This window comes from Actinocorallia aurantiaca, assembly GCF_039533685.1.
Lineage (GTDB): Bacteria > Actinomycetota > Actinomycetes > Streptosporangiales > Streptosporangiaceae > Actinocorallia > Actinocorallia aurantiaca.
On the sequence record NZ_BAAATZ010000027.1, the window covers coordinates 9,887 to 23,406 of the forward strand.

Consider the following 13,520-nt stretch of genomic DNA (forward strand, 5'->3'; position numbering starts at 1 on the left):
TCCCCCTCCACCTGGACCAGCGCCGCCAGGACGCCCGAGTGGACGATCTGCGCGCCCTCTCCGGGATCGTCGCCGAGCACAAACGGCCCGGCGACGTCGTCCTGTTCACCGACGTGCGCTTCCGCCCCGCCCTGACCGTCTACCCCTCCGTCTACGAGGGCCTGGACGACGTCATGCGCCGGACGTCCCCCGTCGCCGCCGGGGACCTGAAGGGCACCGAGATCTCCCGCGCCCGGTACGCCGAGGCGCTGGCCGGCACCGACCGCGTCTGGCTGATCCACAACTGGATCCCGTTCCTCCCCGGTTCCGACTGGACGTTCGGGGCCAAGCGGCGCGCCCTGCGGGAGACGGGCTTCGAGAAGGCCGACCGCTGGCGCTACAAGGGCGGCGAGATCCTGCTCTACCTGCGCGCTCCCGACCCGGACGGGCCGGCGGCCGTCCTGCCCAAGTACGCGGAGCCGGGAGAACACGCCGGTTGAGCCGGCCCCGGCCGGGGCCGGGATCAGGCCGTGGCGGGCCCTGTCAGACCCTGGCGGGCCGTGTCGGCTGCGTCAGTCGTAGAAGCCCAGCCGCCTGAGCTGCTTGGGGTTGCGCTGCCAGTCCTTGGCGACGCTGACCTGGAGGTTGAGGTAGACCCGGGTGCCCAGCAGCGCCTCGATCTGCCGGCGGGCGGTGGTGCCGACCTCGCGCAGCCGCGCGCCCTTGCGGCCGATGAGGATGGCCTTCTGGCTGGGCCGCTCCACGAAAACGTGGGCGTAGATGTCGGTGAGGTCGTCGCGGCCGGGCCTGGGAGCCATCTCGTCGACGACCACCGCGATGGAGTGGGGCACCTCCTGCTCCACCCCCTCCAGGGCCGCCTCGCGGATGAACTCCGCGGCGAGGATCTGCTCCGGCTCGTCGGTGAGGTCTCCCTCGGGGTAGAGCGGCGGGCCCTCGGGCAGGTGCCCGATCAACAGGCCGGCGACCACGTCGAGCTGGTAGGGCCCGGTCTGGCCGCCCCGGGACCGGCCGGTCTGCGAACCGAGGCCGCCGTGCGCGGAGACCGGCACGATGTCCGCCCACTCCCCCAGCGCGTCGACGGCCATCAGCTGCTCGGCCAGCTGCTGCGGGTCCACCTTGTCGGCCTTGGTGATGATGGCGACGACCGGGGTCTTCTTGACCTGGGCCAGCTCCCGCGCGATGTAGCGGTCGCCGTCGCCGACCTTCTCGTCGGCGGGGACGCAGAACCCGATCACGTCGACCTCGGTGAGGGTGTTGCGCACCAGGCTGTCCAGCCGCTCCCCCAGCAGGGTGCGCGGCCGGTGCAGGCCGGGGGTGTCGACGATCACCAGCTGGGCGTCCGGACGGTGCACGATGCCGCGGATGGCGCGCCGTGTCGTCTGCGGGCGATTACTGGTGATCGCCACCTTGGTGCCCACCAGCGCGTTCATCAGGGTGGACTTGCCGACATTGGGTCGTCCGACGAAGCAGGCGAATCCGGATCTGAAGTCTGGCGTGGTCACCTTTCGATTCTCCCGCACGCGAGGCCGTGTCCTGACCGCGGGCGTCCTCCGGGGCCGCGGCAAGTCAGCGCCAAGCGCCCGCCAAGCGCACCGGGCGAGGGTGGATCCCATGAACAAGACGGACACCGTGATCGTTCGCCCCCGCCGCTCGGGCGACCCCGAAGCCGACCTGACGACCTTCCAGATCGTCCACCGGGCCATGCGCGGCGAGGTCCGCAGACTGGCCGCGCTCACCGCCGGGCAGGGCGAGACCCCCTTCCCGCCGGAGCGGGAGGCCGCGATCCAGAGCCTGCTCGGGCCGCTGACCGACGAGATCCACGCCCACCACGCCAAAGAGGACCGGATCCTCTGGCCGGTGGTCGCCGCGTCGGCCGGTGCGGCGATCGACCTCCTGCCGCTGAGCGAGGAGCACGCGGAGATCGACCCCTACCTCGAGCGGATCCGCGCCGGCCGCGGCCGGGAGCGCGCCGAGGCGCTGGCCGCCCTGCGGGACCTGCTGGACGAGCACATCGTCGAGGAGGAGGCCGTTCTCTTCCCCGTCATCCGCCAGTACGTCTCGGCCGAGGACTTCACCGCGTGCGAGAAGCGGTTCCAGAAGGGCTCCTCCTTCGCCCACCTGAAGTTCCTCCTGCCGTTCATCGCCGCCTACGCCGCCCCCGAGGAACTGGCGCGCATGCTGAAGGAGGCGGGCCTGCCCATGCGGATCCTGGTGAGGCTCTTCCAGCCGGGCTATCTCAGAACGCAGCGGGCCGTCTACGGGAGTTGAGCCAGGGCGCGCTCCTCCCAGTGCGGCGCGCCCGCCTTCCGTGCGACCTCCACGGCCCGCGCGTAGTGCTCCGACGCGTCCAGCCCGAGGAACCGGGCGAGTTCCCCCAGCGCGAAGGAGACCGGGCACAGCGCGATCGACGCGGTACTCATCCCGGCGTAGCGACCGGCGTACGGGAGGAGCCGGTCGTACGTCTCGCGGGCCGTCGGGCGGTCCTCGAACCGGATGGCGGCGAAGGCCCGGATCGTGATCAGCAGGTCGTAGAAGTAGTCGTACCGGACGGGCGGGGCGAGGGAGAAGATCTCCCGTGCCCGTTCCCGCTTCCCCCGGGCGTGCAGGACGAGGGCGTAAAGGTCCGCCATGACGCCGTTGGCCCCCCACATCTCCCACATCACGGCGGTCTCCTCCTCCAGTTCGGCGAGCCTGTCCCGGGTGAACATCAGGGTGAACACGCCCAGCCAGGACATGGCCAGCTCGCCGCCCCACAGGCCGGTGCTCAGGAACGCCTCGGCGGTCCGCCGGTAGGCCTCGGTCGCCTCGTCGAACCGGCCCCCGACCGCCAGCCGCTGGCAGACGGCCCAGGCGGCGATGTCGGCCAGCAGGGGCCGCTCGTACTGGCGGGCCAGCCGCTGCCCCTCCCCGGAGTGGAACTCCGCCCGCTCCGGGTCGAGCAGGCCCATGCGGGTCTGCTGCAGGAACAGGTGGCCGAGCACCTGGTAGAGGCCCAGGGAGTGCCGTTCGGCCAGCTCCAGCAGCTCCAAGGCGATGGCGTCTCTCTCGTGCAGCGCTTCCGCCGTGCGGTAGCTGTTCATGTAGAGGCCGTTGAGCGCGTGGGCGAGCAGTTCCGGCTCGCCCAGCCGCCGGGCGATCTCCACCGCCTCCTCGGCCGCGCGGGCGCCCCGCTCCTCGAAGTCGGTCTCCAGCTCCATCGCCAGGGTCGTCAGCAGTCTGGACCGCAGCGCCCCCTCGGGCAGGGCGCCGAGCGCCTCCTCGGCCGCCGCGACGACCGGCTCGTCCACGGCCCCGTACTGGTGGTTCGTCCAGGGTGTGGGCACGTCGTAGGCGGTGATGACACGGGCCGTCAGCTCGGGGTCGCCCAGCTCCCTCAGGGCGTCGAGGACCTCGCCGCGCCGGATCCGGGCCTGGACCAGGTCTCCGGAGAGCGCCAGCGCCCGCACCAGGCGGGCCACCAGGTCGAGCCTGGCCCTCGGATCGGCCGTGCCGGAGCGGTCGTGGGCGTCCAGGGCCTGGCTCCACAGCTCCGAGGCCCTGCGGTGGGCGAACCGCGCCTCGGCCGCCTCCGCCGCACGGCGAGCGTGGTGGGCCACCCTGTCCGGGCGGGTCCCGGAGGCGAGATGGTGGTGGGCCAGCGTCGCGGGATCGGCCGCGGGGCGCCGCTCCAGCGCGTCGGCGACACGGGCGTGCAGACGCGACCTGCGCAGCCGGGACAGGTCCCCGTACAGGGTGTCGCGGACCAGGACATGGGCGAACCGCGTACCGGTGCCCTCCTCCGTCATCAGGCCCGTGACGAGAGCCGCCTCCAGGGCGTCCAGGACGGTGTCCTCGTCCACGCCGCAGATCTCGGTGAGCAGGTCGGGATCGACGTCGCGCCCCACCACGGCCGCCGTCCGCAGGACGGTCTGCGCGGCGGCGGGGAGGCGCGAGACCCGCCGTCTGAGCACGTCCCCCACTCCCGAGGGCACCGTGCGGACGGCGGCCTCCGCCCCCTCGGAGGCCAGAAGGCGCGCGGTCTCCCGCACAAAGAAGGGGTTGCCCGCCGTCCGTTCGGCGATGGCCTTCAACGTCCCCGCGTCCACTTCGGCGGAGCACAGGCTGCCTACCAGTTCCGCGACGGCGTCCGCGTCGATCCCCGCCAGCTCCATCCGCACCGGCTCGTGCCGGGCCAGGGAGGCCAGGGCGTCGGCCAGCGCGTCCGTGGGCTGGGTGTTGCGGTAGGTCACCAGGAACAGCACACCGGGCGCCTGCTCGGGCAGGCCCGCCAGCAGGCCGAGGGTCTCCTCGTCGGCCCGGTGCAGGTCCTCTAGGACGACCGCCAGCGAGGTGGTCTCCGCCACGCCGGCCAGATAGCGGCCGACCGCCCGGTGCAGCCGGAACCTCGCGACGGTCAGGTCCCCCGCCGGGGCCAGGGCGTCGTCGTCGAGCATCGGGGCGAGCACCTCGGGCGCCGGATAACGGGCGTTCAGGCCGCGCAGCAGCTCCGCCCAGGCCCACGCGGCGGGCGCTCCGTCGACCTCGGGCGTACGGCCCCAGGACTGCTCCCAGCCCTCGGCCGCCAGTTCCCGGCAGACCCGGTCGGCGAGCGCCGTCTTGCCGACCCCGGCCTCGCCGGACAGCAGGACCAGCCGCCTCCCGGCCCCGACCGCGGCCAGGATCTCGGCCAGCTCCCGGTCCCGGCCGGCCAGCGGCTCGGCGGGGGTGTCGGCGGGCGGCTCCGTCCCGGGCCGCCGGGCCGGGGCCACCGGTTCCGGAGCCCTTCGGGGCGCCGGGTCCAGCTCGGCGGACTGCCGCAGGATGTCGCCCTCCAGCGCCTGCAGCGCCGGGCCGGGATCGACGCCCAGCTCCTCGGCCAGCAGCGCCCGGATCTCCCGCAGGACGGCCAGCGCGTCGGCCTGCCTGCCCGACCGGTACAGCCCCAGGGCCAGCAGCCGCCGGGGCTCCTCCCGCAGCGGGTGGGCGGCGGTGTGGACCTCCAGGTCCAGCACGGCCTGCGCGGTGGCCCCCGCGGCCAGCATCGCCTCGGCGCGCCGCTCCACGGCGGTGAGCCGCAGCCCGGCCAGCCGGGTGCGCTCGGCCTCGGCCCAGGGCAGGTCGGCGAACTCCGCGTAGGCCGGTCCCCGCCACAACTCCAGCGCCTCGTCCGCGGCGGCCCAGGCGGCTCCGGGATCGGCGCTCTCGCGCACCAGGCGTTCGAACCGCCACACGTCGACCGCGTCCTCGTCGAGCCGCAGCGCGTATCCGGGCGGCCGCGTCACCAGCGCCGACGCCGGGGTGCGGGGAGGCCGGTCCGGTTCCAGGGCGCGCCGCAGGTGCGACACGAACGCCTGGACGCCGGCCAGCGCCCGGGCGGGCGCCTCCCCCGGCCACAGGTCGTCGATCAGCTGGTCCACCGGGACCATCCGGCCGCCCGCCGCGACCAGCCGGGCCAGCACCGCCCGCTGCCTCGTCCCCCCGAGGTCGGCGACGCCCCCTCCGACCCGGGCCTCGAAGGCCCCGAGGACCTTTATCTTCACCATTTGGCGGGAATCCTAGGGTGCCGTCGGCCACCTTTTCGGTCACACCTGTATTTCGGTGATGAAAAGCACCCCCGGAGTCCGGGGGTGCTCGGGCGCGGCATCAGCCGACGGGGGCCGGCTCCCGTTCGCGGGCCCGCTCCCCGCCGTGGACGTCCATCTTCGGCAGGACCCTGTCCAGCGGCCCGGGAAGCCACCAGTTCCAGCGGCCCAGCAGCGCCATCGCCGCCGGGACGAGGACCAGCCGGACCAGGGTGGCGTCGAGGGCCACCGCGACGGCCAGGCCCACCCCCATCTGCTTGATCACCACGCCGGGGTCGAAGACGAACCCGGCGAAGACCGCGATCATGATGAGCGCGGCGCTGGTGATGATCCGGCCGGTGGCCGCCAGGCCCGAGACCACCGAGCGGTGCGGGTCGCCGGTGCGCTCGTAGTCCTCCCGCACCCGCGACAGCAGGAAGACCTCGTAGTCCATCGAGACCCCGAACAGCACCGCGAACATCAGCGGCAGGATGAAACTGGAGACCGGCACGCTGTGCGGGAGGCCCAGCAGCTCCGTGCCCCAGCCCCACTGGAACACCACCGTCAGCACCCCGTAGGCCGCGCCGATGGACAGCAGGTTCATCGCGGCGGCCTTCAACGAGACCGCGATCGAGCGGAAGACCAGCAGGAGCAGCACGCACGAGGTGCCGACGACGGCCAGGATGACCAGCCAGATCCGGTCGAGGACGATCTCGTTCAGGTCCCGGTAGGACGCGGTCAGGCCCGCGACCTCGCCGCCCAGCGGCCTGACCTGATCCCGGACGGCGTCGACGACCTCGCTGGCGCGCTCGTCCTGCGGCCCGTACTCGGGAACGACGGTGAGGACGGCGGCGTCCTCCCCCGGCGACAGGACGGGCTCGCCCACCGAGGCGACGCCCTCCACCGCGTCCAGCCTCGTCCTGACCTCGGCCGGGTCGACGTCCCGCTCCAGGTCCAGCGCCACCAGCAGCGGCCCGTTCGCGCCCGGCCCGTACGCCTCGGCGATCAGGTCGTAGGCCTTGCGGACCGTCGCGTCCGCCGGCTCGGAACTGGCGTCGTTCGGCCAGGTCCGCATGCCCAGGGCGGGCGCGGCCAGCGCCAGCATCAGGGTGAGGGCCGCCAGCAGCCACGGCAGCGGACGGCGGCCGACCCGGGCGGCCCAGGCGCCGACCCACCGCGAGTCGTTCACCACCGGCGCGCCGCGGCGCTCCCCTCGGCGCAGCACCCGGCGTCCGGCCAGGCCCAGCAGCGCCGGCAGCAGCGTGACCGCCGACAGCATGGTCGCGAAGACCACGATCGCCGCCGAGAAGCCCATGGTGACGAAGATCGGCAACCCGGCGAACACCAGCCCGCACAGCGCCACCAGAACCGTGGCCCCGGCGAACAGCACCGACCTCCCCGCGGTGGCGTTGGCCCCGGCCACGGCCTCCGGCACGTCCTGCCCGGCGGCGAGGTTCTCCCGGAACCGGGTGAGGACGAACAGGGCGTAGTCGATTCCGACGCCGAGCCCGATCATCACCGCGAGCGTCGGCGTGGTGGTGCCGACGTCCTCGACCGCCGCGAACAGCGTGATCCCGGCCATTCCCACGCCCAGCCCCGTGAGCGCGACCGCCAGCGGCAGCCCCGCCGCGGCGACCGAGCCGAACGCCAGGAAGAGGACGACCATCGCCGCGACGATCCCGACCGCCTCGGACGTCCCGTCCGGAGCCGTCACGTTCTCCGGCACCTGGCCGCCGAACTCCACCTGCGCGCCGGGGACCTGCGCCGCCTTCTTCAGCAGCTCCAGATCCTCGGCCGGCCTCAGATCGGTGACCGGCAGGTCGTAGCGGACGGTCAGCAGCACCGTCCGGCCCCCGGCTCCGGGCAGCGGCCCGTCCACCCCCACCACGTGCGGCAGCTTCTCCAGCCGCGCGACCGCCCGGACGACCTCCGCCTCGTCCACGCCGTCCCCGTCGTGCACGACGACCCGGGCGCTGGTCTCGGCGACCGCCGGGAACCGTTCCCGCAGCAGCTCGGTCGCGGCCTGCGAACCCGTCCCCTCGAGCTCGTAGTCGTCGTGCAGAGCCCCGCCCAGCACCGACGCCAGCCCCGTGAACAGCACCAGGGCCAGCACCCAGGCCCCGATCATCCGCCAGGGCCGCCGCGCGGCGGCTCCCCCCAGCCCGTACAGCAACCGAGACATCCCCGTCCCCTCTCAGATCTTCCTTGACGAAAGACCACTGTGGGACGGGGTTCTTGCAGACGACTTGCCCTCCGCTTGCGACGGGTCCGCAAGCGGGACCGGCCCGCCTTTCAGCGGGTCACAGGGTGGTGTGCACCGTTCCGTCCGGCCCGGCCACCAGGACCGGGGCCTCGGGCCCCAGATCGCGGACGGCGCTGATGTCCGGAAGGTCGCCGCCGGTGACGACCACCGCGGCCTCCAGGCCCTCGGCCCCGCTGGCCACCGCCATCGCGACGGCGACCTGCAGCGCGGTCAGGCCCAGGCTGGGCAGCGCCACCGTGGTGGCCGTGTAGGTGCGGCCCGTCTCGTCGCGCACCGCCGCGCCCTCGGGGGCGCCGTTGCGGGCACGCGAGGACCGGGCCAGCTTGATGAGCTTCTCGTCCTCGGCGTTCACGGACTCAGCTTAGGGTCTGCCCCGAAGCCGGCGCACGTCCCGCCCCTGCCGGGGACCCGCCGTCGCGGCTAGGCCCCCAGCAGCCTGGCCGCCGCCAGTTTCGCCGCCGCGGCGGCGGCGCTCGGCTCGCCCTCGGCGACGACCCCCGGCTGCGCCACCACCAGGAAGGTTCCGCCGCTGCGGTACATGACGAGCTCGTAGCTCAGTTCGTGCCCGGTGCCCGACCGCTCGGCGAACCGCACCGCCAGGGTGTCCTTCTCCGGCAGGTCGGGGACGCGCAGGGGCGTCTGGGGAAGGCTCAGCTCGGCTCCGCCCACCCTCGCCCGCAGCACGGTGCACCTCGCGGCGGCACGGCGGGCCGCGGCCAGCGTCTTGTCCGCCCGCACCGCGCCGGCGGCGAAGACGTGCTGGGTGAGCGTCGCCCCGGGAGAGACCCGGTAGAAGGCGGTCCCCTTCATCGGCACGTCGCGGAGGCCCTTCCCGTCCGCCAGCTCCAGCAGCCTCCGGCAGTGCGGGTCGTGCGGCGCCACCCCGTGGAAGGCCGGCTGGACCTGGGCCGACAGGTAGCCCGCCGGCACGTCCTTCGGCGAGAGGACCGCGGCGGCCGGCCCGGACGGGAAGCCCGCCTTGTCCGGCGCCTCGCCCTTCCCGCACCCGGCGGCCGCCAGGACCAAGCCGACGGCGAGCACGGCTCCGTGAACGATGCGCCTCACAGGAATCCCCCGAATCCTCCCGATGGCAGGGAAGATCGTTCCCGGGGTCCGGCGGATCAACCCTCCGCCGCGCGTGTCACTCCCCGACGGGAGCGGCCTCCTGCGGTATGCGCTCCACCAGGACGGTGCCGATGCGGTTACGGCGTCCCGCCAGGCTCTCGGCGGTCAGCCGCAGCCCGGCCACCTCGGCGGTGGAGCCCGCGATCGCGACCCGGCCCAGGGCGTGGGCCAGCAGCCCCCCGACCGTCTCCACGTCCTCGACGTCGATCTCCACGTCGCACAGCTCCTCGAGCTCCTCGACGCTCATCCGCGCGGTCACCCGCTGCCGCCCTTCGGCGAGCCGCTCCACCCGCGGGATCTCGTTGTCGTACTCGTCGGTGATCTCCCCGACGATCTCCTCGAGGATGTCCTCGATGGTGACCAGGCCCGCCGTGCCGCCGTACTCGTCGATCACGATCGCCACATGGATCTGCCGGGCCTGCATCTCCCGCAGCAGATCGTCGATCGGCTTGGAGTCCGGCACGTACGTCGCCGGACGCATCAGCGTGCCGACCTCCGCCGACGCGTCCGACGGCCTCTCGTGCGTCCGCCGGACGACGTCCTTCAGGTAGGCGACGCCCACCACGTCGTCCTCGTTCTCGCCGATCACCGGGATCCGGGAGAACCCCGAGCGCAGCGACAGCGACAGGCACTGGCGCAGCGTCTTGTCCCGCTCGATGAACACGATGTCGGTGCGCGGCACCATGACCTCGCGGACCAGGGTGTCGCCCAGCTCGAACACCGAGTGGATCATCTCGCGCTCGTCCGGCTCGATCAGCCGCCGCTGCTCGGCCAGGTCGACCAGGTCCCGCAGCTCGGCCTCGGTGGCGAACGGACCCTCCCGGAAGCCCTTGCCGGGGGTCAGCGCGTTGCCCAGCAGGATCAGCAGCCGCGGCAGCGGCCCCAGCACCCGCACCAGCGGGTGCATGAACGTCGCCCCGGCCAGCGCCACCTTGTCGGCGTGCTGGATCGCCAGGGTGCGCGGGCCCACCCCGACCACGATGTAACTGACCAGGATCATGATCACCGCGGCGGTGGCGTAGGCGCGCCAGGTCTCGTCCAGCCAGCCGATGCAAAGGTCCGCCACGATCACCGTCGCGACCAGCTCGGCCGAGGTGCGCAGCAGCAGGAGGAGGTTGACGTAGCGCGCCGGGTCGGCCACCACCGCCGACAGCCGGGGCGAGTCCAGCTCGGCGACCCGCACCCGGGAGATGCGGGTCAGCGCGGTCTCCACCCCCGCGAACAGGCCCGCGAAGACCACCAGCAGGACCGAGGTCCCGATCATCCACAGCTGGGAGGAGCTCAGCGGGACTCCCGCCAGCTCTCCAGCAGCCTGCCCTGCAGGCCGAACATCTCGGCGTGATCCTCGGGCTCGGCGTGGTCATAGCCCAGCAGGTGCAGGATGCCGTGGGTGCACAGCAGCTCCAGCTCGTCCTGCGTGGCGTGGCCGGCCTGACCGGCCTGGCGCTCGGCCACCGCGGGGCACAGCACCACGTCGCCCAGCAGCCCCGGATCGGCCTCGCCGTCGTCGGAGCCGCCCGACAGGTGGCCCGGACGCAGCTCGTCCATCGGGAAGGCCAGGACGTCCGTCGGCTTGTCCTCGCCCATCCACTTGAGGTTGAGCTCCCGCATCGCGGGCTCGTCCACCAGCAGCAGCGACAGCTCGGCCAGCGGATGGATCCGCATGCCGTCCAGCACGTGCCGGGCCAGCCGGACCAGGGTCTCCTCGTCCGCGGGGACCCCCGACTCGTTCAGTACCTCGATGCTCATCTGCGCCCCCGCTCGCGCCGCGCCGGGCGCTGGTCGGCCGGCTGCTCGGCGTCGTGGCGCTCGTAGGCGTCGACGATGTCGGTGACCAGCCGGTGCCTGACGACGTCGTTGCTGCTCAGGCGGCAGAAGTAGATGTCGTCGACGTCCTTCAGGATCTCCTGCACCACCGCCAGGCCGCTGTGCGAGCCGGACGGGAGGTCCACCTGGGTCACGTCGCCGGTCACCACGATCTTGGAACCGAAGCCCAGCCGGGTGAGGAACATCTTCATCTGCTCCGGCGAGGTGTTCTGCGCCTCGTCCAGGATGATGAAGGAGTCGTTGAGGCTGCGGCCCCGCATGTAGGCCAGCGGCGCCACCTCGATCGTGCCCGCCTGCATCAGCTGCGGGATCGACCCCGGGTCCACCATGTCGTGCAGCGCGTCGTACAGCGGGCGCAGGTACGGGTCGATCTTCTCGTAGAGCGTGCCGGGCAGGAAGCCCAGCCGCTCGCCCGCCTCGACGGCCGGACGGGTGAGAATGATCCGGTTGACCTTCTTCTCCTGCAGCGCCTTCACGGCCTTGGCCATCGCCAGGTACGTCTTGCCCGTGCCGGCGGGGCCGATGCCGAAGACCACCGTGTGCTGGTCGATCGCGTCGACGTAGCGCTTCTGGTTCACCGTCTTCGGGCGGATCGTCCGGCCCCGCGAGGAGAGGATGTCGTGGCTGAGCACCTCGGCGGGCCGCGCCGACTCGCGCAGCATCGAGACGCTGCGCTCCACCGACTCGGGGGTGAGCGCCGCGCCCTTGCGCAGCAGGGTCACCATCTCGCCGAAGAGCTTGGCCACCAGCTCCGGCTCCGAGCCCCCGGTGACGGTGATCTCGTTGCCGCGGACGTGGATGTCGCTGTTGAAGGCGCGTTCGATCACGGCCAGCAGTTCGTCGCGGGAACCGAGCAGGGCCACCATCGACTGCTCGTCGGGCACCACGATCTTGATCTGGGAGCGCGCGCCGGTCTGGGCGGGATTCTTTGATTCGGTCATCTGCCGGCCTGGACGGCCACTGAGCCCCTCTGGTCTGTGGATTCCTGATGTCCCTGGAACCCATGCTACCGAGCCCTGAGCCCGATCGCCGAGCCGATTTCCTCAGCCGGGAGGCCAGTTGAGACCGCGGCCTCCCAGGACGTGGGCGTGCGCGTGGAAGACCGTCTGGCCCGCGCCGGAACCGGTGTTGAAGACCACCCGGTACCCCGACTCCGCCACGCCCTCGTCCTCGGCCACACGGCCCACCTCCGCCGTCACCTCGGCCAGCAGCGCCGGATCGGCCGCCAGGGACGCGAAGTTCGGGTGGTGCTCCTTGGGGATCACCAGCACATGCACCGGGGCCTGCGGGTTGATGTCGCGGAAGGCCAGCGTGCGCTCGCCCTCCCGCACCACCTCCGCGGGGACCTCACCGGAAATCATCTTGCAGAACAGACAGTCCACGTCGCCTCCAGAGCACTCCCCGGCATCGTACCGAGATCTTGAGGGGATCCGATGCCGCACTCACCCCCCGCGGCGGCACCCGCTCTGGTTATGGTGGCCTGGCGGCGCGAACCCCTCCGGCCCGGCCGGCACGGGGATCCCGCCCGGTTCTTCGACGACGGGCCGCCCCCGCTCCGGCGGCCTCGACCGCCCGGGGAGGTGAAGGGGTGACCGGGGCCGGACATTCAGATGCGCCGGGGTAAACCGGACGACGAAGGCGCACGTCCCAACGACGTGACCGAGACCCTCCTCGTGGCGCCGTCCTCGATGGCCGCGTGGGACGCCGACCAGGCGGTGACCGAGCTGTACGGCAGCCAGTACCGCCCCCTGGTCCGGCTGGCCGCGCTGCTCGTCCGCGACCTGTCCACCGCCGAGGAGGTCGTACAGGACGCCTTCGTCGCCATGCACGGCGCGTGGCGGAGGCTGCGCGACCCCGAGAAGGCGCTGGCGTACCTGCGCCAGTCGGTGGTCAACCGGGCCCGCTCGGTGCTGCGGCACCGGGCCGTGGTGGAGAAGTACGCGCCCAAGGGCCTTCCGGACATGCAGAGCGCCGAGGCGGGCGCCATCATCGAGCTGGAGCGGGCCGCCGTGGTCAAGGCGCTGCACACCCTTCCCACCCGGCAGCGGGAGGCGCTGGTCCTGCGATACTACGGCGACCTGTCCGAAGCCCAGATCGCCGACGCCATGGGCATCAGCCGCGGCGCGGTGAAGAGCCACACGGCGCGCGGGATGGCCGCGCTCCGCAACGTTCTGGAGCGATCTTGACCTCCGGCGACTTCCACGCCGACCGCCTCCGCCGGGCCCTGCGCGCGGAGGCCGAACAGCTCACGCCCGCCCCCGACGGGCTGCAGCGGATCAGGGAGCGCACCGCCGAGGCGTCCCGGCCGGGCCTGTGGTCCTGGCTCACCGGCGGCTGGAAGGGTCCCCTGCTGGCGGGCGCGGCGGCCGTCACCATGGCCGCGGCGGCCCTGTCGGCCTCCCCCTCGGCCATCGAGCGCATCACCTCGGCGGGCAACCCCCGCGAGACCGGCCAGGAGCCCCTCCCCAAGTCGGCCCCGCCCTCCGCCGAGACGGCCCCGTCCAGCGGCTCCCCCGAGGACTCCCGGAACGGACCCTCCGAAGCGCCCTCCCCCGACTGCGTTCCCGGCGCCGTCCCCGTCCCCACGAGCCAGAGCCCCACCCCCACCGGCCCCGCCCAGGACGACCTCGGCGACCAGGCCCAGACCCCGGCTCCGCCCTCCCCGTCGACGAGCCCGCCGTCCCCGTCCCCCGGCACGCCCACGACCCCCGCGGCCCCGCCCTCCGAGAGCGCCCCGGCCTCGCCCTGCGCCGGAACCCCCTCGC

General features: G+C 73.2%; 13 protein-coding genes. 4 read left to right on the top strand and 9 right to left on the bottom strand.

Features of this window, described 5'->3' with window-relative positions:
* Nucleotides 1-479: hypothetical protein (locus tag ABD327_RS27585; RefSeq protein ID WP_344454360.1), on the top strand; the 479-nt coding region annotated here is incomplete at its 5' end.
* A gap of 72 nt (nucleotides 480-551) precedes the next feature.
* Here the strand turns inward: ABD327_RS27585 and era are convergent.
* A complete protein-coding gene (gene era / locus ABD327_RS27590) occupies nucleotides 552-1,502 on the bottom strand; it encodes a GTPase Era (protein ID WP_344454362.1) in 951 nt (316 codons plus the stop codon).
* 109 nt (nucleotides 1,503-1,611) lie between these two features.
* Between era and ABD327_RS27595 the strand changes: the two genes are divergently transcribed.
* Nucleotides 1,612-2,268, top strand: coding sequence for a hemerythrin domain-containing protein (locus ABD327_RS27595; protein ID WP_344454364.1), 657 nt, complete (start codon nucleotides 1,612-1,614; stop codon nucleotides 2,266-2,268).
* Here the strand turns inward: ABD327_RS27595 and ABD327_RS27600 are convergent.
* The 8 genes from ABD327_RS27600 to ABD327_RS27635 form a co-directional block, all read right to left on the bottom strand.
* The gene (locus ABD327_RS27600) at nucleotides 2,256-5,522 is read right to left on the bottom strand and encodes an ATP-binding protein (RefSeq protein ID WP_344454368.1); all 3,267 of its coding nucleotides are present in this window, start codon (nucleotides 5,520-5,522) and stop codon (nucleotides 2,256-2,258) included. The genes ABD327_RS27595 and ABD327_RS27600 overlap by 13 nt on opposite strands.
* Before the next feature lie 100 nt (nucleotides 5,523-5,622).
* On the bottom strand, nucleotides 5,623-7,722 hold the full coding sequence (locus tag ABD327_RS27605; RefSeq protein WP_344454370.1) for an MMPL family transporter: 2,100 nt from the start codon (nucleotides 7,720-7,722) through the stop codon (nucleotides 5,623-5,625).
* Between the two features lie 118 nt (nucleotides 7,723-7,840).
* Nucleotides 7,841-8,155, bottom strand: a complete 315-nt coding sequence (locus ABD327_RS27610; protein WP_344454372.1) for a cytidine deaminase — start codon at nucleotides 8,153-8,155, stop codon at nucleotides 7,841-7,843.
* 68 nt (nucleotides 8,156-8,223) lie between these two features.
* On the bottom strand, nucleotides 8,224-8,868 hold the full coding sequence (locus ABD327_RS27615) for a hypothetical protein (RefSeq protein WP_344454374.1): 645 nt from the start codon (nucleotides 8,866-8,868) through the stop codon (nucleotides 8,224-8,226).
* A gap of 76 nt (nucleotides 8,869-8,944) precedes the next feature.
* Nucleotides 8,945-10,192 carry a hemolysin family protein gene (locus ABD327_RS27620; RefSeq protein WP_344454377.1) on the bottom strand — a complete coding sequence of 416 codons (1,248 nt, stop codon included), beginning with the start codon at nucleotides 10,190-10,192 and terminating at the stop codon, nucleotides 8,945-8,947.
* A 17-nt stretch (nucleotides 10,193-10,209) separates the two neighbouring features.
* On the bottom strand, nucleotides 10,210-10,677 hold the full coding sequence (gene ybeY, locus ABD327_RS27625; protein WP_344454380.1) for an rRNA maturation RNase YbeY: 468 nt from the start codon (nucleotides 10,675-10,677) through the stop codon (nucleotides 10,210-10,212).
* Complete coding sequence (locus tag ABD327_RS27630) at nucleotides 10,674-11,696, bottom strand: PhoH family protein (protein ID WP_344454382.1); 1,023 nt, start codon at nucleotides 11,694-11,696, stop codon at nucleotides 10,674-10,676. Before ABD327_RS27630 ends, ybeY begins: the two co-directional genes overlap by 4 nt.
* Before the next feature lie 102 nt (nucleotides 11,697-11,798).
* Nucleotides 11,799-12,137, bottom strand: coding sequence for a histidine triad nucleotide-binding protein (locus tag ABD327_RS27635; protein ID WP_344454384.1), 339 nt, complete (start codon nucleotides 12,135-12,137; stop codon nucleotides 11,799-11,801).
* 306 nt (nucleotides 12,138-12,443) lie between these two features.
* On the opposite strand from ABD327_RS27635, the gene ABD327_RS27640 reads away from it, so the two are divergent.
* Complete coding sequence (locus ABD327_RS27640; RefSeq protein WP_344454477.1) at nucleotides 12,444-12,941, top strand: SigE family RNA polymerase sigma factor; 498 nt, start codon at nucleotides 12,444-12,446, stop codon at nucleotides 12,939-12,941.
* Nucleotides 12,938-13,520: hypothetical protein (locus ABD327_RS27645; protein WP_425547235.1), on the top strand; the 583-nt coding region annotated here is incomplete at its 3' end. The genes ABD327_RS27640 and ABD327_RS27645, both read left to right, overlap by 4 nt.